23 protein-coding genes are annotated in these 23374 nt (G+C 60.8%); 10 read left to right on the forward strand and 13 right to left on the reverse strand.

Going from position 1 to position 23374, the window contains the following annotated elements; translation table 11 throughout:
• Window positions 1-124: 124 nt before the first annotated feature.
• Window positions 125-2188, reverse strand: a complete 2064-nt coding sequence (locus tag FHT28_RS24720) for a M3 family metallopeptidase (RefSeq protein WP_168597592.1) — start codon at window positions 2186-2188, stop codon at window positions 125-127.
• 97 nt (window positions 2189-2285) lie between these two features.
• Window positions 2286-2927, reverse strand: a complete 642-nt coding sequence (locus tag FHT28_RS24725; protein ID WP_037196839.1) for a LysE family translocator — start codon at window positions 2925-2927, stop codon at window positions 2286-2288.
• Between the two features lie 161 nt (window positions 2928-3088).
• Between FHT28_RS24725 and FHT28_RS24730 the strand changes: the two genes are divergently transcribed.
• Complete coding sequence (locus tag FHT28_RS24730; protein ID WP_037196841.1) at window positions 3089-3571, forward strand: MarR family winged helix-turn-helix transcriptional regulator; 483 nt, start codon at window positions 3089-3091, stop codon at window positions 3569-3571.
• Window positions 3572-3751: 180 nt separating this feature from the next.
• Here FHT28_RS24730 and FHT28_RS24735 read toward each other — a convergent pair whose 3' ends face one another.
• A complete protein-coding gene (locus FHT28_RS24735; RefSeq protein ID WP_047554365.1) occupies window positions 3752-4975 on the reverse strand; it encodes an argininosuccinate synthase in 1224 nt (407 codons plus the stop codon).
• A 191-nt stretch (window positions 4976-5166) separates the two neighbouring features.
• Between FHT28_RS24735 and FHT28_RS24740 the strand changes: the two genes are divergently transcribed.
• Both FHT28_RS24740 and FHT28_RS24745 read left to right on the forward strand, forming a co-directional pair.
• Complete coding sequence (locus FHT28_RS24740) at window positions 5167-6021, forward strand: SDR family NAD(P)-dependent oxidoreductase (protein ID WP_168597593.1); 855 nt, start codon at window positions 5167-5169, stop codon at window positions 6019-6021.
• A gap of 64 nt (window positions 6022-6085) precedes the next feature.
• Window positions 6086-6727 carry a LysE family translocator gene (locus FHT28_RS24745; RefSeq protein ID WP_037196843.1) on the forward strand — a complete coding sequence of 214 codons (642 nt, stop codon included), beginning with the start codon at window positions 6086-6088 and terminating at the stop codon, window positions 6725-6727.
• Here the strand turns inward: FHT28_RS24745 and FHT28_RS24750 are convergent.
• From FHT28_RS24750 to FHT28_RS24770, 5 genes are all read right to left on the reverse strand, one after another.
• Entirely contained in the window at window positions 6711-7139 is a 429-nt protein-coding gene (locus FHT28_RS24750; RefSeq protein ID WP_168597594.1) for a hypothetical protein, read from the reverse strand. The genes FHT28_RS24745 and FHT28_RS24750 overlap by 17 nt on opposite strands.
• A 5-nt stretch (window positions 7140-7144) precedes the next feature.
• Entirely contained in the window at window positions 7145-8380 is a 1236-nt protein-coding gene (gene rlmN, locus FHT28_RS24755) for a 23S rRNA (adenine(2503)-C(2))-methyltransferase RlmN (RefSeq protein ID WP_037196845.1), read from the reverse strand.
• A 264-nt stretch (window positions 8381-8644) separates the two neighbouring features.
• Window positions 8645-9193, reverse strand: coding sequence for an invasion associated locus B family protein (locus tag FHT28_RS24760; RefSeq protein ID WP_037196846.1), 549 nt, complete (start codon window positions 9191-9193; stop codon window positions 8645-8647).
• A 334-nt stretch (window positions 9194-9527) separates the two neighbouring features.
• Window positions 9528-9917: a YkvA family protein gene (locus FHT28_RS24765; protein WP_034509011.1), complete on the reverse strand. Its 390-nt coding sequence runs from the start codon at window positions 9915-9917 to the stop codon at window positions 9528-9530.
• Window positions 9918-9983: 66 nt separating this feature from the next.
• A complete protein-coding gene (locus FHT28_RS24770) occupies window positions 9984-10289 on the reverse strand; it encodes a 4a-hydroxytetrahydrobiopterin dehydratase (RefSeq protein ID WP_092573185.1) in 306 nt (101 codons plus the stop codon).
• 36 nt (window positions 10290-10325) lie between these two features.
• Here FHT28_RS24770 and FHT28_RS24775 point away from each other — a divergent pair, with 36 nt between their 5' ends.
• Entirely contained in the window at window positions 10326-10808 is a 483-nt protein-coding gene (locus FHT28_RS24775; RefSeq protein WP_037196850.1) for a low molecular weight phosphotyrosine protein phosphatase, read from the forward strand.
• Here FHT28_RS24775 and thpR read toward each other — a convergent pair.
• The gene (gene thpR / locus FHT28_RS24780) at window positions 10739-11335 is read right to left on the reverse strand and encodes an RNA 2',3'-cyclic phosphodiesterase (RefSeq protein WP_037196852.1); all 597 of its coding nucleotides are present in this window, start codon (window positions 11333-11335) and stop codon (window positions 10739-10741) included. The two genes, FHT28_RS24775 and thpR, sit on opposite strands and share 70 nt — an antisense overlap.
• Window positions 11336-11403: 68 nt before the next feature.
• Window positions 11404-12054, reverse strand: coding sequence for an arylesterase (locus tag FHT28_RS24785; protein ID WP_037196853.1), 651 nt, complete (start codon window positions 12052-12054; stop codon window positions 11404-11406).
• Window positions 12055-12136: 82 nt separating this feature from the next.
• Here FHT28_RS24785 and FHT28_RS24790 point away from each other — a divergent pair, with 82 nt between their 5' ends.
• The 4 genes from FHT28_RS24790 (at window position 12137) to FHT28_RS24805 (ending at window position 17004) form a co-directional block, all read left to right on the forward strand.
• Window positions 12137-12847 carry an ABC transporter ATP-binding protein gene (locus tag FHT28_RS24790; RefSeq protein WP_168597595.1) on the forward strand — a complete coding sequence of 237 codons (711 nt, stop codon included), beginning with the start codon at window positions 12137-12139 and terminating at the stop codon, window positions 12845-12847.
• The gene (locus FHT28_RS24795) at window positions 12844-15390 is read left to right on the forward strand and encodes an ABC transporter permease (protein ID WP_168597596.1); all 2547 of its coding nucleotides are present in this window, start codon (window positions 12844-12846) and stop codon (window positions 15388-15390) included. Before FHT28_RS24790 ends, FHT28_RS24795 begins: the two co-directional genes overlap by 4 nt.
• Before the next feature lie 196 nt (window positions 15391-15586).
• Complete coding sequence (locus FHT28_RS24800) at window positions 15587-16327, forward strand: Bax inhibitor-1/YccA family protein (protein WP_037196856.1); 741 nt, start codon at window positions 15587-15589, stop codon at window positions 16325-16327.
• Window positions 16328-16446: 119 nt separating this feature from the next.
• Window positions 16447-17004, forward strand: coding sequence for a GNAT family N-acetyltransferase (locus FHT28_RS24805; RefSeq protein ID WP_168597597.1), 558 nt, complete (start codon window positions 16447-16449; stop codon window positions 17002-17004).
• 94 nt (window positions 17005-17098) lie between these two features.
• Here the strand turns inward: FHT28_RS24805 and FHT28_RS24810 are convergent, their stop codons facing one another.
• From FHT28_RS24810 to acnA, 3 genes are all read right to left on the reverse strand, one after another.
• A complete protein-coding gene (locus FHT28_RS24810) occupies window positions 17099-17500 on the reverse strand; it encodes a DUF2794 domain-containing protein (RefSeq protein ID WP_037196858.1) in 402 nt (133 codons plus the stop codon).
• A 359-nt stretch (window positions 17501-17859) separates the two neighbouring features.
• Entirely contained in the window at window positions 17860-18603 is a 744-nt protein-coding gene (locus FHT28_RS24815) for a thioredoxin family protein (RefSeq protein ID WP_047553677.1), read from the reverse strand.
• Between the two features lie 263 nt (window positions 18604-18866).
• Window positions 18867-21557 carry an aconitate hydratase AcnA gene (gene acnA, locus FHT28_RS24820; protein ID WP_037196860.1) on the reverse strand — a complete coding sequence of 897 codons (2691 nt, stop codon included), beginning with the start codon at window positions 21555-21557 and terminating at the stop codon, window positions 18867-18869.
• Between the two features lie 263 nt (window positions 21558-21820).
• On the opposite strand from acnA, the gene ccmA reads away from it, so the two are divergent.
• Together ccmA and ccmB are read left to right on the forward strand one after the other, a co-directional pair.
• Window positions 21821-22468 (forward strand): heme ABC exporter ATP-binding protein CcmA, encoded by a 648-nt coding sequence (gene ccmA, locus FHT28_RS24825; RefSeq protein WP_168597598.1) that lies wholly within the window; start codon window positions 21821-21823, stop codon window positions 22466-22468.
• 190 nt (window positions 22469-22658) lie between these two features.
• Window positions 22659-23318 carry a heme exporter protein CcmB gene (gene ccmB / locus FHT28_RS24830; protein ID WP_047637786.1) on the forward strand — a complete coding sequence of 220 codons (660 nt, stop codon included), beginning with the start codon at window positions 22659-22661 and terminating at the stop codon, window positions 23316-23318.
• The last annotated feature ends 56 nt before the right edge of the window (window positions 23319-23374 follow it).

The raw sequence follows: 23374 nt of genomic DNA on the forward strand, positions 1-23374 counted from the left end.
TACGTTTGGCGCGCTCATAGCCTTTTTTTCGCGATTGCGAAAGGGGGGAGGCGCGAAAGCTCGCTTGCACGCCTCTTCAACCCATCGACAACATGGTCCCGACCTTCGAGCCCAAGGGCAAGGATCAGGCCGCCAGCCCCTTCTTCTTCAGCATCGCATCCGGGCTCGGCAGCTTGCCGCGGAAGGCCTTATAGGTGTCTTCCGGGTCGATCGAGCCGCCGACGGAATAGATGTTGGCCTTGAGTTTCTCGGCCATCTCGGCATTGAAAGCATCGCCGGTTTCCTCGAAAGCGGAGAAGGCGTCCGCATCCAGCACTTCCGACCACATGTAGGAATAGTAGCCGGCCGAATAGCCGTCGCCGGCGAACACATGCTGGAAATGCGGGGTGGCATGACGCATGACGATCGATTTCGGCATGCCGATCTCGGCAAGCACTTGCCCCTGCACCGCCATCGGATCCTCGACGGCGCCGCGAGTATGGAACGCCATGTCGACCAGCGCCGACGAGGTAAACTCCACCGTGTTGAAGCCGGCATTGAAGGTGCGGGCTGCCAGCACCTTGTCGAGCAGCGCCTGCGGCATCGGCGCGCCGGTCTCGTAGTGGACGGCATATTCTTTCAGGATGGCAGGCACGGTCAGCCAGTGCTCGTAAAGCTGCGACGGCAGCTCGACGAAATCGCGGGAAACGCCGGTGCCTGATACCGAGGGATAGGTGACGTTCGACAGCATGCCGTGCAGCGCATGGCCAAACTCGTGGAACAGCGTGCGGGCATCGTCGAGCGACAGCAGCGCCGGCTTGCCTTCGGCCGGCTTGGCGAAATTGCAGACATTGTAGATGATCGGCAATTCGCCCACGTCACCGTTCTTCAATGGCAGTTTGTGCTGCGATTGGAACGAGCTCATCCAGGCGCCGGAGCGCTTGGAGCTGCGGGCAAAATAATCGCCAAGGAACACCGCGACGAGCTTGTCGGAACGGTCGCGGATCTCGAAGACACGCACATCGGGATGATAGGCGGGAACGCCCTTCTGCTCGACGGCATGAATGCCGAACAGGCGGCCGGCGACATCGAAGCAGGCGGCAATGATCTTTTCCAGCTGCAGATAAGGCTTGAGTTCGGTTTCGGAGAAATCGAACTTCTGCGTGCGGATCTTTTCGGCATAGTGCCGCCAGTCCCAGGGCATGACCTCGTGGTTGCGGCCTTCCTCGGCGATCAGCGCGGCAATATCCTTTTCTTCTTCGGCAGCGCGTGCTGCCGCCTTCGACCATACGGTCATGAGGAGGTCATTCACTGCGTTAGGCGTCTTCGCCATGGTGTTGTCGAGCTTCAATTCGGCAAAGTTGCCGTAGCCGAGCAGCCTCGCCTTCTCGGCTCTGAGCGCCAACATCTCGCGAATGATCTCGCGGTTGTCCGTCTTGCCGCCATTGGCGCCGCGTGCCACCCACGCCTTGAAGGCCTGCTCGCGCAGATCGCGGCGCTCGGATGATGTCAGGAACGGTTCAATGATCGAGCGCGACAGCGTGACGGCATATTTACCCTCTTCGCCGCGCTCGCGCGCCGCGGCCGCCATTGCATCGCGCAGATAGCTAGGAAGGCCGGCGAGATCGGCCTCCTCCGACAGCAACAGCGCCCAGTCCTTTTCATCGGCAAGCACATTTTGCCCGAACTGCGCACCGAGGCCGGCAAGCTTTTCGTTGATCGCGGAAAGCCGCTCCTGCTCCGCTTTCGGCAGCTTGGCACCCGACTTCACGAAACCCTTCCAGTGCCGTTCGAGCACGCGGGTTTCCTCCAGCGTCAGACCGAGTTCGTCACGGCCCTCCCAGAGAGCGTCGAGGCGGGCAAAGAGCGCGGCATTCGTGCCGATCTTCGAATAATGCCGCGCCATCTTCGGCGCGATCTCGCGCTCCAGCGCCTGGATCGTCTCGTTGGTATCAGCACCGGCCTTGTTCCAGAACAGCGCCGATATGCGCGACAGCTCATCACCGGCGAGTTCGAGCGCTGTCACCGTGTTGGCGAAGGTCGGCGCATCGCTGTCCCCGGCAATCGCATCGATCTCCGCCTCGTGGAACACAAATGCGGCGTTGAAGGCGGGAGCGAAATCCGTGTCCTTCACCGCGTCGAAGCGTGGCAGCCCTTGATGTCCGGTCCATTCGACGAGCGCGGGATTGACGGCGGCGTAGGAAGACATGCAGGGCATCCTTTCGACAGATATCTGATCGAAGCACGATATAAGGCCCGCCCCGCCAAATTGGTATGGCGGCGACAAACAAATTCACGGGGAAGGGTCAGGCCTTGCGCCAGCCGAGCAGGCCAGGCGTGGCGTGCCAGAGCGCCTGCGCCGCAAAGCCCATGAAGAGCACGCCGGAGCAGCGCACGATCAGCCGTTCATGCGCGCGATAGAAACGTCGCACAGCCCCCGCGCCGATAATGCTGATCAGGATGATATCCGCTGTCACGAAGCCGGCGAAGGAAACTGTGAGCAATAGCGGCAGCGCGCTGAAAGTCAGCGCTCCGGCGGAACCCGCCACCAAAGCGGTGAACGTCGCCAGCGCAACCGGATATCCCTTCGGGTTGGTGACGCCAAAGATCAGGCCCCGGCGGAACGGCCGGTCGACATTGACAAGCGATTTCCCATCTCCCTTTGGCTTGGCCGTCACCGCGCTCCATCCGATCCAGGCAAGATAGAAGCCGCAAAGCAATCCGAGCAGATCGAAGACGAAGGTGCCGATGGTCTTGGCGCCGACGATGGCGACCAGCGCAAGCGACGACCAGACGATATCGCCCAGCAGATGGCCGCTGACGAAAAATGCGCCGGCCTTGCGCCCTTGCCCCGCGCCGATGCCCAGCAGCGCCAGAAAAGCGGGGCCCGGAATAAGGACATAAAACAGCGCGGCCAGGAAAGCGCCGACAACGAGCGATTGCGTCATGATGGAGGTCCCCACTGCTGATCGCGGGAGAGTAGCAACCTGCTGAATCGGGTCAAGTCGCTGTTCGTTTTATGACAGAAGAAGCCGTTGTGTTCATGGGTTTAAACCAATAAGAACGTATCGGGGCCCAAGAACTGAAAAGCGTAGGTAGGGAAGCGCTTATGAACAGCAGGATTAATACGGATTCGCTCGCCTTTCTTGTGAGCGATTGCGCCCGATTGATCAGGACGGCCTTCGAGCGACGTATTCTTGTCGCAGGGCTCGGCCTGACAGCGGGTGAAGCACGAACGCTGATGCAGGTCGCTGCCATTAACGGTAGTCGGCAGCTCGACATCGCCTCCCGCATGGGGTTGGAGCCGATGACCGTCAGCGCCTTTCTGGACAAATTGCAGGCGCGGGGCCTGATCGAACGCCAACCCGACCCGCTCGACCGCCGCGCCAAGCGGATCGTCCTGTCGGAAACGGCCGCCGCCAAGCTGAAGCAGATCGACAGAGAGGTCTGCGAGGTCGAGCGCAATGCGACGCAAGGCTTCGATCAGGGATTGCAGACGCAGCTGCACGACGCACTCTGTACGTTCCGCAGCAATCTGCAGAAGGCAGAACTGCCCGCCGAGACCGAACGTGAGCTGAGGCCGGTCGACTAGAGCGATTCCGGGAAAAGTGCGTAGCGGTTTTCCGTCCGGAATTGCGCAAAACAACAACATAGAGCGGTCAGGCGTTTCACGGAATCGCCTGACCGCCTAATGTCCGGCACGTTCCGCTTTCCAGCAAGAAAAACCCGCCTCCGGCAACCGGAAGCGGGTCTTTTGTTGTTTGGATTCTGATTACTTCGACAGGTTGCGCTTGGCGAGCGTGCGCAAGCGCAAAGCGTTGAGCTTGATGAAGCCGGCTGCGTCCTTCTGATCGTAGGCGCCCTGATCGTCCTCGAATGTGACGAGCTTATCGGAGTAGAGCGACTTCGGGCTTTCGCGGCCGATGACCATAACATTGCCCTTGTAGAGCTTCAGCGTCACTTCGCCTTCGACATGTTCCTGGCTCTTGTCGATGAGGGCCTGCAACATCTCGCGCTCCGGCGAGAACCAGAAGCCGTAATAGATGAGCTCGGCATAACGCGGCATCAGCTCGTCCTTGAGGTGCGCGGCACCGCGGTCGAGCGTGATGGATTCGATGGCGCGATGGGCCGCTAGCAGGATCGTGCCGCCGGGCGTTTCGTAGACGCCGCGCGACTTCATGCCGACATAGCGGTTCTCGACGAGGTCCAGACGGCCGATGCCATTGTCGCGACCGTAATCGTTGAGCTTTGCCAGCAGCGTCGCCGGGCTCAGGCGCTGACCATTGATCGAGACGGCATCGCCCTTTTCGAAGCCGACCTTGATAACCGTCGCCTTGTCGGGAGCGGCTTCAGGGGAAATCGTGCGCATATGCACATATTCCGGCGCTTCCTGCGACGGATCTTCCAGCACCTTACCCTCCGAGGAGGAGTGCAGAAGGTTGGCATCGACGGAGAACGGCGCCTCGCCCTTCTTGTCCTTGGCAACCGGAATCTGGTGCTTCTCGGCAAATTCGAGCAGGTCGGTACGGCTCTTGAACGACCAGTCGCGCCAGGGAGCGATAATCTTGATGTCGGGGTTCAGCGCATAGGCCGAGAGTTCGAAACGAACCTGGTCGTTGCCCTTGCCCGTCGCGCCGTGCGCGATGGCGTCAGCGCCGGTCTTTTTGGCGATCTCGATCAGGTGCTTGGAGATCAGCGGGCGGGCGATCGACGTGCCGAGCAGGTAGACGCCTTCGTAGACGGCATTGGCGCGGAACATCGGGAAGACGAAATCGCGCACGAATTCCTCGCGCACATCCTCGATATAGATTTCCTTGATGCCGAGCATTTCGGCCTTCTTGCGCGCCGGCTCCAGCTCTTCGCCCTGGCCGAGATCGGCGGTGAAGGTGACGACTTCCGCACCCAGCTCCGTCTGCAGCCACTTCAGGATAATCGAGGTGTCGAGACCGCCGGAATAGGCGAGAACGACTTTCTTCACGTCTTTATGTGATGCCATGATGAGATCCGTTTCAATGCAAGCCGAAGGAAAGGCCCGCAAACCCTGTATCGCGGCACTTTTAGCGAGATTATCGCGAGGCGCAAGGGGAAGTGCGGCGGAGCGCCTCGCACGGGTTCGACGCGGGTTTGACTCGCCTCGGGAAAGCACCATATTCGGCGGCGAGCAAGCAATGCCTCGGAGGGCACCCTTTGACCGATATTCAAGACATTTTCAAGAAATCCAATGTAGCCGTCATCACCGGCGGCGCGTCCGGCATCGGCTTTGCCGCGGCGAAATATTTTGCTTCGCTCGACATGAGCGTCGTCATTGCCGATCTCGGCGGCGACCGCCTGGCGGAAGCGAGCGCCGAGCTCAAGACGATCACAGGCGAGGAGCATGTGATGGCCATCGAGACCGATGTTTCCAGCAAAGACTCGTTGGAGGCGTTGGAGCGCGCAGTCCTGCAGCGCTTCGGCCGGGTGCATGTGCTGATGAACAATGCCGGTATCGGACCGGAAACCTCGATCTTCAGCACACAGGCCGGCTGGGATGCCATTCTCGGCGTCAATCTGCTCGGCGTTATCAACGGCACGCGGACCTTCGGGCCCGGCATGCTGGCCCATGGCGAACCGGGTGTTATCATCAACACCGGCTCGAAGCAGGGCATCACCACGCCGCCAGGCAATCCGGCCTACAATGTCTCAAAGGCCGGCGTGAAGGTGTTCACCGAAGCGCTGCAGCACGAGCTACGCAATACAGCGGGCGCGAAAATATCAGCCCATCTCCTTATCCCCGGCTTCGTCTTCACCGGCCTCACCAAGGGCGAGCGCAGGGAAAAGCCGGCCGGTGCCTGGACGCCGGAACAGACGATCGACTTCATGGTGGAGAGCCTGAAGCGCGGCGACTTCTATATTCTCTGCCCTGACAATGACGTGGCCCGTCCGACCGACGAGCGCCGCATGCTGTGGGCCGCCGGCGATATCGTCGAAAACCGTCCGCCGCTGTCGCGTTGGCACCCCGACTATGCCGACCAATTCAAGGCATTTCTCGAAAAGAAGGATTGATTTGCAATCCCCCCAAAGCCGGATAAGAGAACACGGATCCCCTATCCGGCTTTCGGAGCATCTCATGGACTTCATACCCAGCCTGCCGACCCTTCTCGCCTTTTCGGCGGCAAGCCTGTTGCTGGCGCTGACCCCCGGTCCCGACATGACGTTGTCGATCAGTCGCGCTTTGGCTCAGGGCAAGAAGGCAGCGCTTTTCGTCGTTCTCGGCACCAGCCTCGGCGTCATCGTTCACACCTGCCTGGTGGCCTTCGGCATTTCGGCGCTGATCACCGCTTCGCCGGTCGCCTTCACGGTGCTGAAAACGGGTGGTGCCGCCTATCTCCTGTGGTTGGCGATCCAGGCGATCCGCTTCGGTTCCAGCTTGTCGATCAAGAAGGTCGATGCCGTCAAGGGCACGCCGCTCGCCAATATTTCCACCGGCTTCTCAGTCAATCTGCTGAACCCCAAGGTCATCATCTTTTTCATGACCTTCCTGCCGCAATTCGTCACGGCAGGCGATCCGGCCGTGACGCACAAGCTGCTGTTCCTCGGCTTCTTCTTCATCGTCATCGGCATTCCGGTGAACGTGCTCATCGTTCTTGCCGCCGACGGCCTGTCGTCCTGGCTGCAGAAGAACCGGGGCGTCATGCGCGGCCTCGACTATGCCTTTGCCACCGTCTTCTCGATCTTCGCGGTGAAGATCTTCTTCACTCAGGCTCGTTGAGGACGGGGCCTCGCCCGGCGAACCGGCCGGCGATCCACCAATAAACGGTGGCGCTGGCTGCCCCCAAGAAGGCGAAGCAGACCGCGATCGTGATCAGATTGAGGGTCTGTGGCTTTTCCACGCCGCCGGAAATAAGGATGGAGGCCACCGCAGACAAGACGGCGCCATAGATCGCATAACCGTACCAGCGACGCATACCGCGCCATTCCAGAATGGGGATGACGATGAGCGACGGCAGAATGCTGACGATCATTGCGAGCTTGGTGAGCGCAATCGTCAGGACGAAAAGTTCGGGGGGGGCCGTCTCCGGCACCGTCCACGCTGCAACGCAGGCCAGCACGAAGCCCATCAGAGCGCAGGCGGCGACATAGCCCCACAGGAGGCGTATCGGCTTGCGCAGCCCAACGAGCATCGATCTCAATCCTCGCCGTGATTGGCGATCATCATCGCTTCGAAGGCCAGGCGTTCGGTCTTGCGCATGCGCTCCGATTCCGACTTTAGCTGGCCGCAGGCGGCGAGGATATCACGCCCGCGCGGCGTGCGGATCGGCGAAGCATAGCCGGCCGAATTGATGAAATCAGCGAATTTCTCGATCTGCTCCCACTCCGAACACTGGTAATTCGTGCCGGGCCAGGGATTGAAGGGGATCAGGTTGATCTTGGCCGGAATGCCCTTCAGCAGCTGGATCAGCCCCTTCGCATCCTCGAGGCTGTCGTTGACGCCCTTCAGCATCACATATTCGAAAGTGATGCGCCGTGCGTTCGAAAGGCCGGGATAGGCGCGACAGGCATCCATCAGCTCCTTCAGCGGATATTTCTTGTTGATCGGCACCAGCATGTCGCGCAGGTCGTCGCGCACCGCATGCAGAGAGATCGCCAGCATGACGCCGATCTCATCGCCTGTGCGGTAGATTTCCGGCACGACGCCTGAGGTCGAAAGGGTGATGCGTCGCTTCGACAGAGAGAGGCCGTCGCCGTCGGAAGCGATCAGCAGCGCCGTCTTGACGCTGTCGAAATTATAGAGCGGCTCGCCCATGCCCATCATGACGACATTGCTGACCTTGCGGCCTTCCGCCGGCATGACCGTGCCCTGCGGCGCTTCGCGGTCGGGGAAATCACCGAGCCGGTCGCGCGCCAGCAGCAACTGCGACAGGATCTCTTCCGCCGTCAGGTTGCGCACCAGGCGCTGCGTGCCCGTATGACAGAAGGAGCAGGTCAGCGAACAGCCGACCTGGCTGGAAATGCAGAGCGTGCCGCGGCCCTCTTCCGGAATATAGACGGCCTCGATCTCGACGGGACGGCCGGCGCCGCGCGGCGGGAAACGCAGCAGCCATTTGCGGGTGCCGTCATTGGACACCTGTTCCTCGACGATTTCGGGACGTGCGATGGTGAAATGCGTCTTGAGCATTTCGCGCATGTCCTTCGAGACATTCACCATGGCATCGAAATCGGAGACACCGCGCACGTAGATCCAGTTCCAGAGCTGGCTGACGCGCATCTTGATCTGCTTGTCGGCAACGCCCTTTTCCTTGAGCGCGGCACCCATTTCCTCGCGCGTCAGACCGATGAGCGACGGTTTCGGCGAAAGCTCCACCGGCTGCGACAAGGGCATCGGCTTCAGCTTGGGATGGGTCATGATATCGGTGGCGGACATAGGATCATTCCAACGGTTCACATCGGCGATGCCGCAAAAGCTGAAAGAAGCTGCGGATGCGGGCAAGGCACGGAAATCTGAAGATTCATGCGGTGGCGGGACAAGCTGTCTGCCGCACACCTGCTGTTGGCGCGGCCTTTAGCACTAATTTCCGCTCGCGTCATCCCTTTCCCTCAAAAGCAAAGGCCGGCGTGCTTGCCGGCCTTGTCATCACGGTCGCGGCGGCAGGACGATCACATTGACGTGATCCCTTGGCCCTCGAACTTACTTGCAGTTCTCGATCTGCTTCAGCGCGGCGGTAACGCCCTTCAGCGAATAGGTATAGGAAGTGGCCGTACCCTTTTTCGAAGTCGCCGAAACCTTCAGCGAATGGCCTGATTTGAGGGCTGCGACCAATGCAGGCTCCTGCGCGGCATTCTCGACCCAGGCGGCCTTGTCCTTGGTGAACATCACGAAGGTCTTGTTGTCGATGATGACGTCGACCTTCGAATTGTCCTTGAGCGGATAGCCCATCATCGCCTGCGGTTCATAGGAGATATTCTGGCCCGGGCGCTGGGACACGATGAAGAAATTGTCGCCATGGTCGATGCCGGCGGTCGGCGCCTTGGCGGTGGGCACGGAGAGAACGTAGCAGACCTTGCCCGCCGCGGACTGGTAGGAATAGGCGCCCCAGGCGTCGAACTGCTGGATGCGCGTCGGAGCCGCCGGCGCTGCTGCTGCCGCTGCCTGCGTCTGCTTCTTGGTCTGGGCGGAGGCAATGCCGGTGCCGGCGAGAACAAGCGAGAGGGCGATTGCGAAGCTTTTTACAAACATGGTTTCCTGCCGATTTCTTGCGGTCCAGAGCGCGTGGCGAGTCGATTAACGCACGCCTATGCTCGTGAGCTGCCTTATTTTGACTTTATTCAGGTTACCAAACCGTCAACGGAGCGCTAACCGCCCTTGGCTCCGTGCCATTTCAACCCAGGTATTGCGCAGAGCTTGAAACGCTTCAGAAGGAATTGGAAAACCCGGATGGTGGAACACCACCCTACGGGATCGATTTAAGACAGAAAGATTCAGGCAAGAATTTGTCCTCGCTTAAATCAGTGGGGCCTCATAAAGGTCTGGAAACCCGAGAGGATTCAGATCGACCCCTGTTGGGCGGGCATCAAGCCGTTTTTACAGCCTCTGGCTCGTTCTCCAACGCCCTGTCGGCAGCGTCGTAATGTTCCTGGCGGATATGGCCCCTGATCATGCTGAAGGCGAGCGTCAGCACCGCGACATCGTCCGTAAAGCCGACCACGGCAAAAAAATCGGGGATAATATCGAACGGCATGACGAAATAGCCGAGCGCAGCCAGCAGGATGCCGCGGACACGAGTCGGTGTCTGCGGATCGAACGCGCAATAGAAAGCGGCCACGACGTCGCGGGAAAACGGGATATGACGAGCCGCCTTCCGCAAGGTCGGCCAGAATTTGCTGCGCACCGTCTTCTCCTGCTCCTTTTGGGTTTCTTCATCACCAGGCATCAGGATTTCCCCGTACTTGATGTCATCCATTCCATTCACCTCTATCGAGACCCGTTGCCCGGGCCGTGTAAACATATGGTGATCGCATCAGGCGATTCAATCGATCCGCCGGGCCGCCGCCTTCTCCATCGCCTTCGCAAGCTTGATGTCGTGATCCGTCAGACCGCCAGCATCATGCGTCGTCAGTTTGACGTCGACACGGGAATAGACATTGAACCATTCCGGGTGATGATTGAATTTCTCCGCCGAAAGCGCCGCCTCTGTCATGAAGCCGAAGGCCTCGACGAAATTGCGGAATTTGAACGTCTTCGAAATCGAAATGCGGTCGGCCGAAAGCGTCCAGCCGTCCAGTTCCTTCAGGCTTTCATCGATTGCGGTCGGCTCCAGCTTCTCGTATTTCATGGCAAGGTCACTCCTCTCTAGCGATTGAACGATATCATGGATCGTCAAAGGATTCTTTTTGTCTGCGCCGGCAACATCTGCCGATCGCCGCTTGCCGAAGGCATTTTCAGGCATCTGGCGACCGAAGCCGGTCGCTCCCTTGAATTCGAGATCGATTCGGCCGGCATCGGCGGCTGGCATCAAGGCGAGCGACCGGATCGCCGTTCGGTGGCCGTTGCCGCCGGCCACGGAATCGATATTTCCAGCCAGCGCGCCCGCCGCATCGCATCATCAGATTTCGGCAGGTTCGATCTGATCCTGGCAATGGATCAAGACAATTTAAAGAATCTGCGCAAGGTCGCGCCTGCCGATCTTCACGGCAAGCTGCACCTCTTCAACGCCCTCGCGCTTGGCAGCAACAAGGACATTCCCGACCCGTATTATGGTGGCCGCGATGATTTCGAGGCTGTTTACACCATGCTCTTGGCCGGCTGCAGCGCGTTGTTGCCCAAGGCCGGGAAGGCGCTGTGGGGTTCGTGAAGCGGAAATATCTCTTCGGTGAGATAGGGTCCGCCGCCAACCGATTCGCGCGATGACAGAAGCACGAAGCGCCCCACCGTGAACGGCTGGGTATAGAAGTTGCCGCGGCCGGAGAGGTAGTGCACGACATCGTCGACCCGCGAGGACTTCAATCTGGCGAGCGTGACGTGCGGCGTGAACTTGCGGGGATCGGACTGTAATCCGATGCGCTGGCAGATGCGCTCGATCTCGCCTTGCAGCGCGTACATGTCCGGTGTCTGCGAGACCCCGGCCCAGACCGAGTGCGGCTTCTTGGAACCGAAGGAGCCTATGCCCTCCAGACGAAGCTGAAATTCTGGGCGATCTATCCGGTCCAGCCGGTCGACGATCTCATCAGCCGTCCGACCATCGACATCGCCGATGAACCGAAGGGTGATGTGATAATTTTCAACGTCGATCCACCTGGCTCCGGGAAGACCACCGCGCAACAACGAGAGGCTCATGGCCGCGTTGCGCGGAATTTCGAGGGCGGTAAAAAGTCTCGGCATCACGAGCACTCCCCGAATCTCTTGCAGGTATAAGTAGGGAATCACGCATTTGCAGTCGGTGCAAGCACCTATTTCGCACCTGCGTCAATCATCCCTACGAAAGTGACAATAGCTGGCAGAATGCGCTCGACCATTACATCGACGCCCTTAGGATTCGGATGCATGCCGTCGGACAGCTGCAAATCCGCATGCGTGGCCACGCCGTCGAGGAAAAACGGATAGAGCGCGAGCTGATATTTGTCTGCCAGGCGCTTGTAGATGGGATTGAACTTCTCGGCATAATCCGCCCCCATGTTCGGCGGTGCCAGCATGCCGACGAGGAGAACCGGGATCTTTCGCTGCTTGAGCTGGCCGATCATCGTTTCGAGATTCTTTTCCGTCTGTTCCGGTGGAATGCCGCGCAGGGCGTCATTGGCGCCGAGCTCGAGAATCACCCCGTCCGTGCCGTCGGGCACGGACCAGTCCACGCGGGAAAGCCCGCCGGATGTCGTGTCGCCCGATACGCCGGCATCGGCGACGGCCACATCAAGCCCCTTGGCCTTCAGCGCCGCCTCCAGTTTGGCGGGAAAGCCGTCGCCCGGCGGCAGTTGATAACCGGCCATCAGGCTGTCGCCCAATCCGACGAGCTGGATGGTCCGCGCCTCGGCGGCATCCACAGCGCCAAACAAAAGACCGAAAGTGATGACAGCGAAGTGAAACGCAGCAACTTTAAAACTCATGATCGATTTCCTAAATTCGCTGTCCGGGCCAATTTGCGCCCGCCACTATCTCTGATGTTCTCTGATATATAGGGCGTTCGCATTGGCAAAAACCATCATCGAGCTGAAGAAGGCGGATTTGACGCTCGGCAGTGCCGCCGCCTCCGTCCATGTGCTGAAGGGCATCGACCTCACAGTCATGGAGGACGAGGCCGTGGGTATCGTCGGCCCTTCCGGTTCCGGCAAGTCGACGCTGCTGATGGTGCTGGCCGGCCTCGAAAAGCTCGACAGCGGCGAATTGCTGATCCGCGACACGCCTCTGCATAGCCTGAGCGAAGACCGCATCGCCGATTTCCGCGGCCGCAATATCGGCATCGTCTTCCAATCCTTCCATCTCATCGCCAATATGACGGCGCTGGAAAACGTTGCCGTGCCGCTGGAACTCGCCAACAACAGAGACGCCTTCGACATCGCCAGGCGGGAGCTGCAGGCGGTGGGGCTGGGCGAGCGGCTCAATCACTATCCCGGCCAGCTTTCCGGCGGCGAGCAGCAGCGTGTGGCGATTGCCCGCGCACTTGCGCCCTCGCCTGCCGTCCTCATCGCCGACGAACCGACGGGCAATCTCGACACGGATACCGGCCGGCAGATTGCCGACCTGCTCTTTGCCCAGCAGGCCGAGCGCGGCACCACCATGCTGCTCGTCACCCACGACCCGGCGCTTGCCGCCCGCTGCTCGCGCCAGATCCGCGTACGATCAGGTGAAATCGAGAAGGATAGCGCTCCGTCACGCGTCAATCAGGCGGCCATCGCATGAACATGGCGGGGATGCGCCTGACGCTCGCCTTCCGCCTTGCCTTGCGCGAACTGCGCGGCGGTCTTGGCGGCTTCTATATCTTCCTCGCCTGCATCGCGCTCGGCACCGGCGCCATCGCCGCCGTCAACTCCGTATCCCGCTCGATCACCGATGCCATCTCGACGCAGGGCCAGTCGCTCCTGGCCGGCGACGCCCGCTTCGAGCTGCGCAATCGCGAGGCAAGCCCTGAGGAACTGGCCTATCTCCAAGGCCTCGGCAAGCTCTCCCGCTCCACCAGCTTGCGTTCCATGTCCCGCCTGCCCGACGGCTCCGACCAGGCGCTGGTCGAGGTCAAGGCGGTCGATGACGCCTATCCGCTCTATGGCACCTTTCAAGCCAATCCCGATCAGCCGCTATCGACCCTGCTTGCCGTCAAGGATGGCGCCTATGGCGCCGTCGTCGCTCCCCTCCTGCTTGAGCGTTTGAACCTCAAGGTTGGCAGCGATCTGCTGCTGGGCAATACAAAGCTCCACATCACCGGCACCATCACGAATGAGCCGGATGCCGTCTCCGAAGGCTTCGGCTTCGCCCCCCGTCTGCTCACAAGCCGCGATGCCTTGGCCGCCTCCGGCCTGATCACCACTGGCAGCCTCGTCGAGCAGGCCTACAGGATCCGCATGGACGATCCCGCGACCGGGCTGCGCAACCTTGGCGATCGCGCCAATGCCGCCTTCCCGCAGGCCGGCTGGTCGATCCGCACCAGCAGCCGCGCCGCACCCGAGCTTGCCGACAACATCACCCGCTTCTCGCAGTTTCTGACATTGGTGGGACTGGCGGCTCTCATCGTCGGCGGCGTCGGCGTCGCCAATGCCGTGCGCGCCTTCCTCGATTCGAAGCGCACCACCATCGCCACCTTCAAATGCCTGGGCGCCCCGGCCTTCGTCGTGGTGCTGATCTATCTCATCCAGATTGCCGTCATTGCGCTCGCCGGTGTTGCCGTCGGCTTGGTCCTCGGCGCCATCGCGCCGCTGGTCGCCTCGCAATTCATGGCGGAATTCCTACCCATATCGACTGCACCGCGGCTCTATCCCGGCCCCATGATGCTGGCGGCCCTCTTCGGCCTGCTGACGACGCTTGCCTTTGCCATTCCGCCGCTCGGCCACGCCCGCGAGGTGCCGGCGACGGCACTTTTCCGCGAACAGGGCTTTGAAGCGCGCCGCCTGCCCGGCTGGCCCTATCTGCTCGCCGCCGGCGTGCTGATGGCGGCTCTTGCGGCTCTCGCGATCGTCACCGCCTATGATCGCTTCATCGCCATCGTCTTCGTCGTCTCCATCGCCGCCGCCTTCGTCGTGCTGCGCGTGGTCGCCGCACTCCTCTCCTGGCTCGCCCGCCGCAGCCCGCGTGTGCGCTCGCCGGCCCTGCGGCTTGCGATCGGCAATATCCACCGGCCCGGCGCGCTCACGGGTTCCGTCGTGCTGTCGCTCGGCCTCGGCCTGGCGCTTCTGGTGACCCTGACGTTGATCGACGGCAACATGCGCCACGAGCTGACCGGACGCATGAGCGAAAAGGCGCCGAATTTCTTCTTTGTCGACATACAGGGACCGGAACTTGAGGGCTTCCGCAAGATCGTCCTCAACGAGGACCCCAAGGGCAAGCTCGTCGAGGCGCCGATGCTGCGCGGCCGGATCGTCGCCTTCAACGGCGAGGATGTCACGAAAATGAAGGTGCCGGCGGCCGGACATTGGGTGTTGCGCGGCGACCGCGGCATCACCTATGCCGAGACCTTGCCCGAAAACGCCGCCCTTGCCGAAGGGCAGTGGTGGGACAAGGATTATAGCGGCGAGCCGCTGGTCTCCTTTTCCAACGATGAAGGCAAGGCGCTCGGCTTGAAGATCGGCGACAAGGTGACCGTCAATGTCCTCGGCCGCAACGTGACGGCAAAGATCGCCAGCTTCCGCAAGGTGCAATGGCAGTCGCTGTCGATCAACTTCGTGATGATCTTCTCGCCCAACACTTTCAAGGGAGCCCCGCATGCGTGGCTGGCAACCCTGACCGATGCCTCCGCCACCTCGGCGCAGGAGGCGGCGATCCTGAGGAAAGTCACCAACGCCTATCCGACCATCACCAGCGTCCGCGTCAAGGATGCCCTCGATGTCGTCAATACGCTTGTGGGACAGCTCGCCACCGCCATCCGCGCCGCCGCCTCGGTCGCGCTTATCGCGTCAGTGCTGGTGCTCGCCGGCGCGCTTGCCGCCGGCAATCGCGCCCGCACCCATGATGCGGTCATCCTCAAGACGCTCGGCGCGACGCGGGCAATGTTGATCCGTGCCTTCAGCTACGAATATCTGATCCTCGGTTCGGCAACCGCCGTCTTCGCGCTGATCGCCGGCTCCGTCTCCGCCTGGTACATCGTCAGCCGCATCATGCACCTGCCCTCGACCTTCATGCCCGATGTCGCTTTCTCCACGCTCATCATCGCCCTGGTGCTGACGGTCGGCATCGGTCTGATCGGCACCTGGCGCATCCTCGGCCAGAAGGCGGCGCCCGTTCTGCGCGAACTGTGAATCGTCTTCGCGGATTAACCGAACGCCGCGAAAGCCGCCCGATATTACGCCGATTTAACACGGCGCCGACAGCTAGACCCTTGTGTATAAGGCATGAAAGCCTCATATTCTGTGGAGGCATGCTGGAGCTCCGCAGCGGCGCCTGGGCCTGGAAGGCCCGACACCGTACTCACATCGGAGCTTAAAAGAGGAAAACATGGCTGACTTTCGCAACTACCAAAACCGGGCGCAGAGCGGTGCGCAATCCGGTGCGATGATAGACGAAGGCCTTCGAGCTTACATGCTCAAGGTCTATAACCTGATGGCGCTGGGTCTGGCGATCACGGGTGTTGCCGCCTATCTCTCCTTCACCCTCGCTTTCGCCAATGGACAGATCACGACCTTCGGTCAGGCGATCTATCTGAGCCCGCTGAAGTGGGTGGTGATCTTCGCTCCGCTGGCAATGGTCTTCTTCCTGAGCTTCAGGATCAACCGCATGAGCGTAGCCGCCGCGACGACGACCTTCTGGGTCTATGCCGCGCTGGTGGGCCTGTCGCTGTCGTCGATCTTCATTATCTACACCGGCCAGAGCGTGGTGCAGACCTTCTTCGTGACCGCCGCCTCCTTCGGCGCGCTGTCGCTCTTCGGCTACACGACGAAGCGTGATCTCTCTGCGATGGGCTCGTTCATGATGATGGGTCTCTTCGGCCTGATCATCGCCTCCCTCGTCAACATCTTCCTGGCTTCGTCCGCCTTGCAGTTCGCGATCTCCGTGATCGGCGTGCTGATCTTCGCAGGCCTCACCGCCTACGATACGCAGCGGATCAAGGAAATGTACTACACCGCCGACGATGCGACCGTGGCCGGCCGCAAGGCCATCATGGGCGCCCTGTCGCTCTACCTGGACTTCATCAACCTGTTCATGTTCCTGCTGCAGTTCATGGGCAACCGCCGCTAATTGCACGGTTTGAACAACTCATCGGAAAGGCGGCTTCGGCCGCCTTTTTTATTTGCCTGGCTGCCGGCTCTGCGATTTGATATCGACGTTCAAAATCCCAGATCAGGCAATAGAAGCACATGTCCGTCAGCCTTCGCAGCGCAACTCCAGACGACCTCCCGCAAATCACCGCCATCTACCTCGATTCCGTCCTGAACGGCACGGCGAGCTACGAGATCACGCCGCCGAGCGATGAGGAGATGGCAGACCGCTTTCAGGCAATCCGGGAGAAGGGCTATCCCTACATCGTCGCCGAAGACGAGGGCGGCGCATTCCTCGGCTATGCCTATGCCTCGGCGTTCCGCACGCGGCCGGCCTATCGCTGGATGGTGGAGGATTCGATCTATCTTGCCCCGGAAGCCCGCGGGCGGGGCGTCGGGAGGCTGCTGCTGGACGCCTTGGTGGAGAGCTGCCAGACGCTCGGCTTCCGCCAGATGATCGCCGTCATCGGCGGAGCACATCCGGCCTCCGTCGCCGTGCATCGCGCCGCAGGCTTCACCGAGGTAGGGTTGCTGAAAGGCACCGGCTACAAGCACGGCCGATGGCTGGATACCATGCTGATGCAAAAGGCGTTGGGCGATGGTGCGGATACCGATCCGGATCCGTCGGTTTATCCTGGGACGTTGTTCGGCGGGTAGCATTACCCGTATGCCGAGCCTCTGATACCCCCTCGGTCACTTCGGGACAGAGGGGGGCCGCACTATCCTCATACCCACCGTCAATTCAGGGAAACTACTTCTCCACCAGCTTCAGCTGCTTGTCGAAAACCTTCAGCACCTGGCTCAGGTCATGCCCGCGTTTCAGGATCATGCCGCTGGTGCTGACCACCGAGAAGGCGCCCTGCTTGGCGGCCAGCTTCGGGTTCTTTTCGATACGGAAGAGCGGCATCTCGCCGGAGCGTTTGAAGACGGAGAAAACCGCCTTGTCCTTGAGATGATCGATTGCGTAGTCCCGCCACTCGCCTTCGCCGACCATGCGGCCGTAGATCCACAAAATGGCGTCGAGCTCCCGGCGATGAAAGGTCACCGGTATCGGATCCCTGCTCTGTTTGTATTCCCTGAGATCAACAACGACGGAGGTGGTGGTATCGACGGAGCGGCTTTCGCTATGTCGCAAATCCGGCTGATCAGTCATCAATCCCCCAAGGGCTATCTCATGACAGGAGAATGACAGTTTGCCTCAGCCGCTTCAAATTGCAAGACACCTGGCCGCTCACAATTTCTTTTCGGCGCGAGAAAGCATCTTGGCAGCGCCGCATTTCAGTCAAAACGACGCCCAATTTACAAGAATTATAGTCAGCCGTTTGGCGCCGCCGCGCCAAACGGCCCGGCCGGGGCGCATCGATTAAACCCCAGCCCCGAATGCGTCCTCGCCGGGCACCTCCCCTTTTTGGCGGCAGCCAAAATAGGGACCTTTTTGGCGGCAGCCAAAATAGGGGCCTTTTCGGCGCTAGCCGAAACGGAGAGCTTTCAGGCTGATGTGGGAAAAGCCACTCAGCCGTCCGAGCCGATCGTCAAGACAGTTGCCCCGATGATGGCGGCCGGATCACCCGAAGGCGTCGAAGCCTGCAGGAGAACGGCAAGCCCTTTCCTACCGGCTTTATCAAGCACATTGGCGGGCAAGACGATGTTCATGGCCTTGCCATCCCACATGCCCACGGTTTCGACATCGGAGACCGCATGCATATAGGCAATCTGCTGGCCGTTGTTTTCGCCGCCCTTCGGAGCCACCATCTGTTCCTTGTCGAAATAGACGACGACCACATTGGCCTTGCCCTGGCCAGCACCGATCTTGATCTCGAGCTCGTCGCCCTTCATGGCGGCATTCACCGGCACGATCAGCCCTTCGCCTCCACGCTGGAAGTCATCAAGCTTGACATTGATTGCGCCGAGGTCGGCACCATTCATATGATCCCGGCCATTGACGACGGCCTGGGGGGTATAGACCCCGCTCCGGCCCAGCGCGCGGGCATAGGCATATTGGCGCGCCGTATTGTCCTTGGACGCCATGGTGTCGCTCCAGCCGAGATAGTTCCAGTAGTCGACATGATAGGCGAGCGCCACAACGTCGCCCTGGCGGATCAGCTTGCGGAACGCCGCATCGGCGGGCGGACAGGAGGCGCAGCCCTGCGCGGTGAAAAGCTCGACCACGCCCTTGATCTTCGCAGCCTCCTGCGCATGCAGCGAACTTGCCAGCGCGATGCCTGCCAGAAGTGGAACCGAAAATCGAAGGCGCATTCCCTTGTACCTCTTTCTCAAATTCGAGAGTGTCTGCCCGTGCAGACCTCGAAACCGCTCACGCTCCCTGGGGCAACCAAGTCCGTATCAAGCCCGAAAAATCTGAAACAAGAGATAATAGTTTAGCGCGATGACGCAAAGTCACGATGGGGTGAGGCAAAGGCCCGACAACGCGCGTCTCGTACACATCAGCGTGAAAAAAGACGACGCCGGGAAACTTCCCCGGCGGCATGCAATCATGGCTTCAAAGCCTATCAGGCCTATCAGGCAGCGAGATCGCGCAGAACGGTCTGCAAGATGCCGCCATTGTTGACGTAGATGATCTCATCCAGCGTATCGATACGGCAGATGATCGGGATATCGCGAACCGTGCCGTCGCCATAGGTGATCTTGGCGATCTTGCGCTCGCGCGGCTTGATATGTTCCAGGCCCTCGATCGAGACGATCTCGTCGCCCTTAAGGCCAAGGGTTGCCCAGGTGGTGCCCTCCTCGAAGACGAAGGGGATGACGCCCATGCCCACCAGGTTCGAGCGGTGGATGCGCTCGAAGGACTGGGCGATCACGGCGCGCACGCCGAGCAGGTTGGTGCCCTTGGCAGCCCAGTCGCGCGACGAGCCGTTGCCGTATTCGACGCCGGCGAAGATGACGAGCGGAACGCCCTCGGCTTTGTACTGCATGGCCGCATCGTAGATCGAGGTCTCTTCCTTGGACGGATAGTGGATGGTGTAGCCACCCTCCTTGCCGTTCGGGCCGAGCATGTGGTTGCGGATGCGGATATTGGCGAAGGTGCCGCGCATCATCACTTCATGATTGCCGCGGCGCGTGCCGTACTGGTTGAAGTCGGCAACGCCGACGCCATGGTCGATGAGGTAGGAACCGGCCGGCGAGGCAGCCTTGATCGAACCGGCCGGGGAAATATGGTCGGTGGTGATCTTGTCGCCGAACAGGCCGAGAACGCGGGCGCCCTTGATGTCGGAAATGCCGGCGCCGGTCTTGCCCATGCCGACGAAGTAAGGCGGGTTCTGCACATAGGTCGAGTTGTCGTCCCAGGCATAGGTCTGGCCCGGAGGAACCTGCACGGCCTGCCAGTTGGCATCGCCCTTGAAGACGTCGGCGTACTTGGATTCATACAGTTCGCGGGTGACGTATTTCAGGATGAATTCCTGGATCTCGTGCGAGGTCGGCCAGATGTCCTTGAGATAGACCGGCTTGCCGTTCTGGTCTTCGCCGAGCGGCTCCTTGGTCAGATCGAGCTGCACCGAGCCGGCGAGCGCATAGGCGACGACGAGCGGCGGCGAGGCCAGGTAATTTGCCTGGACATCAGGCGAAATGCGGCCTTCGAAGTTGCGATTGCCGGAGAGGACGCCTGATACGATCAGGCCCTTGTCGTTGATCGTCTTCGAGATCGGCGCCGGCAGCGGGCCGGAATTGCCGATGCAGGTGGTGCAGCCGAAGCCGACCAGATTGAAGCCGAGCTTGTCAAGATCGGCCTGCAGGCCGGACTTGGCGAGATATTCGCCGACGACCTGGCTTCCCGGTGCCAGCGAGGTCTTGACCCACGGCTTGGTCTTCAGGCCCTTGGCGACGGCGTTGCGGGCGAGAAGGCCGGCAGCGATCAGCACCGACGGGTTCGAGGTGTTGGTGCAGGACGTGATGGCGGCGATCGCAACGTCACCATGGCCGAGATCGAAGTCCGTGCCTTCCACCGCATAGCGGTTCGAAAGCTGGCCGGGCTTCTTGTATTCGGTGTCCAGCGAGGTAGCGAAGCCGGAGGCGATGTTTTCCAGCGCGATACGGCCTTCCGGGCGCTTCGGGCCGGCCATCGACGGCACGACGTCGCCGAGATCGAGCTCCAGCGTATCGGTGAAGACGAGGTCGGCGCCGTCATTGTCACGCCACATGCCCTGCGCCTTGGAATAGGCTTCGACGAGCGCGATGCGGTCCTTGGCGCGGCCGGACATGTTGAGATAGTTCAGCGTTTCCTTGTCGACCGGGAAGAAGCCGCAGGTCGCTCCATATTCCGGACCCATGTTGCCGATGGTGGCGCGGTCGGCGAGCGGCAGCGCGTCGAGGCCGGGGCCGAAGAATTCGACGAACTTGGAAACAACGCCCTTCTTGCGCAGCATCTGCACGACGGTCAGCACGAGGTCGGTCGCGGTGACGCCTTCCTTGAGCTTGCCGGTCAGCTTGAAGCCGATGACTTCTGGCAGCAGCATGGAGACGGGCTGGCCGAGCATGGCGGCTTCAGCCTCGATGCCGCCGACGCCCCAGCCGAGAACGCCGAGACCGTTGATCATGGTCGTGTGCGAATCGGTGCCGACGCAGGTGTCGGGATAAGCGATCGTTTCGCCGTCCTCTTCCTTCGTCCAGACGGTCTGGCCGAGATATTCGAGGTTGACCTGATGACAGATGCCGGTGCCGGGGGGAACGACGCGGAAGTTCTTGAACGCCTGCTGGCCCCACTTCAGGAAGCGGTAACGCTCGCCGTTGCGCTGATATTCAAGCTCGACGTTGCGGGCGAAAGCCTGCGGCGTGCCGAATTCATCGACGATAACAGAGTGGTCGATGACGAGGTCGACCGGAACGAGCGGGTTGATCTTTTCCGGATCGCCGCCCAGGGACACCATCGCGTCGCGCATGGCGGCAAGGTCGACAACGGCGGGGACGCCGGTAAAGTCCTGCATCAGCACACGCGCCGGGCGATAGGCGATTTCATTCTCGACTGTGCCCTTGTTGGTCAGCCATTCGGCGACGGCAAGGATATGTTCCTTGGTGACCGACTGCCCGTCTTCAAAACGCAGCAGGTTTTCCAAAAGCACCTTCATGGAATAAGGCAGCTTGGAAACATCGGGCAGACCATTCGCTTCAGCCTTGGGCAGGCTGAAATAGATGTAGTCTTTCCCGTTCACAGTCAGCGTGGAACGACAATTGAAACTGTCAAGAGATTTAGACACGAGATACCCCGTTTCTGATAGCCAACACAGTCGTGCGAACGCCTATGCACTTTATGCACATCAGGATGCGGGTACGGCCATTTCCGCTGTCCGCACGTAAGGCAGAAAACCTTATGTTCGGCGCAAGGATGAAATTCACGCCGACCGCTGGCGTGGTTGCAGGTCTTATAGATAATTTCGTAAAGACTTGCCAGAGTGACAAGATGCAAATTTGGACAATTTTTTGCGCGTTGCGGCAACTAAAATAGGGAAAGCCTGAGCGAATGCATCTAAGCGCTGAAAATCTGGCGGCGAGGCGGGGCGAAGACCTGATTTTCTCGAACGTTTCCTTTGGCTTGGAGGGTGGCGACGCCCTCGTTCTGACCGGCCGCAACGGCTCCGGAAAGTCCACGCTTTTGCGCGTGGTCGCCGGTCTTCTAAGGCAGGAGAAGGGCCGTGTCACATTCACCGGTGCCGACGGCGATTCGGACCGCCTACCCGGCGAGGCCAGCCACTATCTCGGCCATCGCAATGCAATGAAATCCGAGCTCACGGTAGCCGAAAACCTGACCTTCTGGAAAGCCTTCCTCGGCGATATGCCAGGCGGCGCCGGCCTCGGCATCGAGGCGGCGGCGGATGCTGTCGGACTTGCCGATATCACCCATCTCCCCTTCGGCTATCTCTCAGCCGGCCAACAACGGCGAATCGCTTTCGCCAAACTCCTGGTCGCCCATCGCCAGATCTGGATCCTCGACGAGCCGACAGCCGCGCTCGACACTTCGGCGGACCAACTCTTCACCGATCTGATCTCGGCACACCAGAAGAAGGGCGGCATCGTCCTTGCGGCGACGCATCAGCCACTGGGATTAAATAATGTGCGGGAAATGCGGATGACCGGATTTGCCGGGGTGAGTGAAGGGGTTTGGGGATGACGAGAACGACGATTTTCCTCTTCTCCCCTTGGGGAGACGATGCCCGAAGAGCAGATGAGGGGGGCGAGGAGCGAAGCACAGAGCATCTTGAGCGGAAGCGAAAGATCAGACTTTTATGGAGAAGAAGCCCCCTCATCCGGCCCTTCGGGCCACCTTCCCCCCGAAGGGAGAAGGGGATTGGTGCCACATCATGACCGCCCTCTTCCTCCGCGATCTCAAACTCTCGGTGCGCGCCGGCGGAGGAGCCTTGATCGGCATACTCTTCTTCCTCACCGTCGTCGCCGTCATTCCCTTCGGCGTCGGCCCCGACCTGAAACTGTTGTCGCGAATCGGCCCGGCCATCGTCTGGATCGGCGCGCTGCTTGCCTGCCTGCTCGGGCTCGACCGTCTGTTTCAGGCCGAACGGGACGACGGCTCGCTCGATCTGCTCGTCATGCAGGAGACGCCGCTGGTCCTCACGGTTCTCATCAAATGCGCCGCGCATTGGATAGCAACAGGCCTTCCGCTGGTCATTGCCTCGCCGCTGCTCGGTCTCTTTATGAATATGAGTGAAACAGCGATCGCCGCCACGGCCCTGACCTTGCTCGTCGGCTCGCCGGCGATCACCTTCATCGGCGCGGTAGGCGCAGCTGTTGCCGTGGCGCTGCCGCGCGGCGGCCTGCTGGTGTCAATCCTGGTGCTGCCGCTGGCCATCCCCGTGCTGATCTTCGGCGTCAGCGCGACCTATGCTGCCGTCGAGGGGCCGCAACCCTTCCTGCCGCCTTTCCTGATCCTGATCGCCCTCACCCTGTTCTTCGCCGTGCTCGGCCCGGCGGCTGCCGCCCTTGCCTTGCGGAACACGACGGATTGATCGCGATGAGATACTGTTTCGCCCATCTGAGACAATGCTGTCGATTGCCGGAAAAG

The sequence above is a fragment of the Rhizobium sp. SG570 genome, assembly GCF_012275345.1.
In the GTDB taxonomy this organism is placed as follows: domain Bacteria; phylum Pseudomonadota; class Alphaproteobacteria; order Rhizobiales; family Rhizobiaceae; genus Rhizobium; species Rhizobium lusitanum.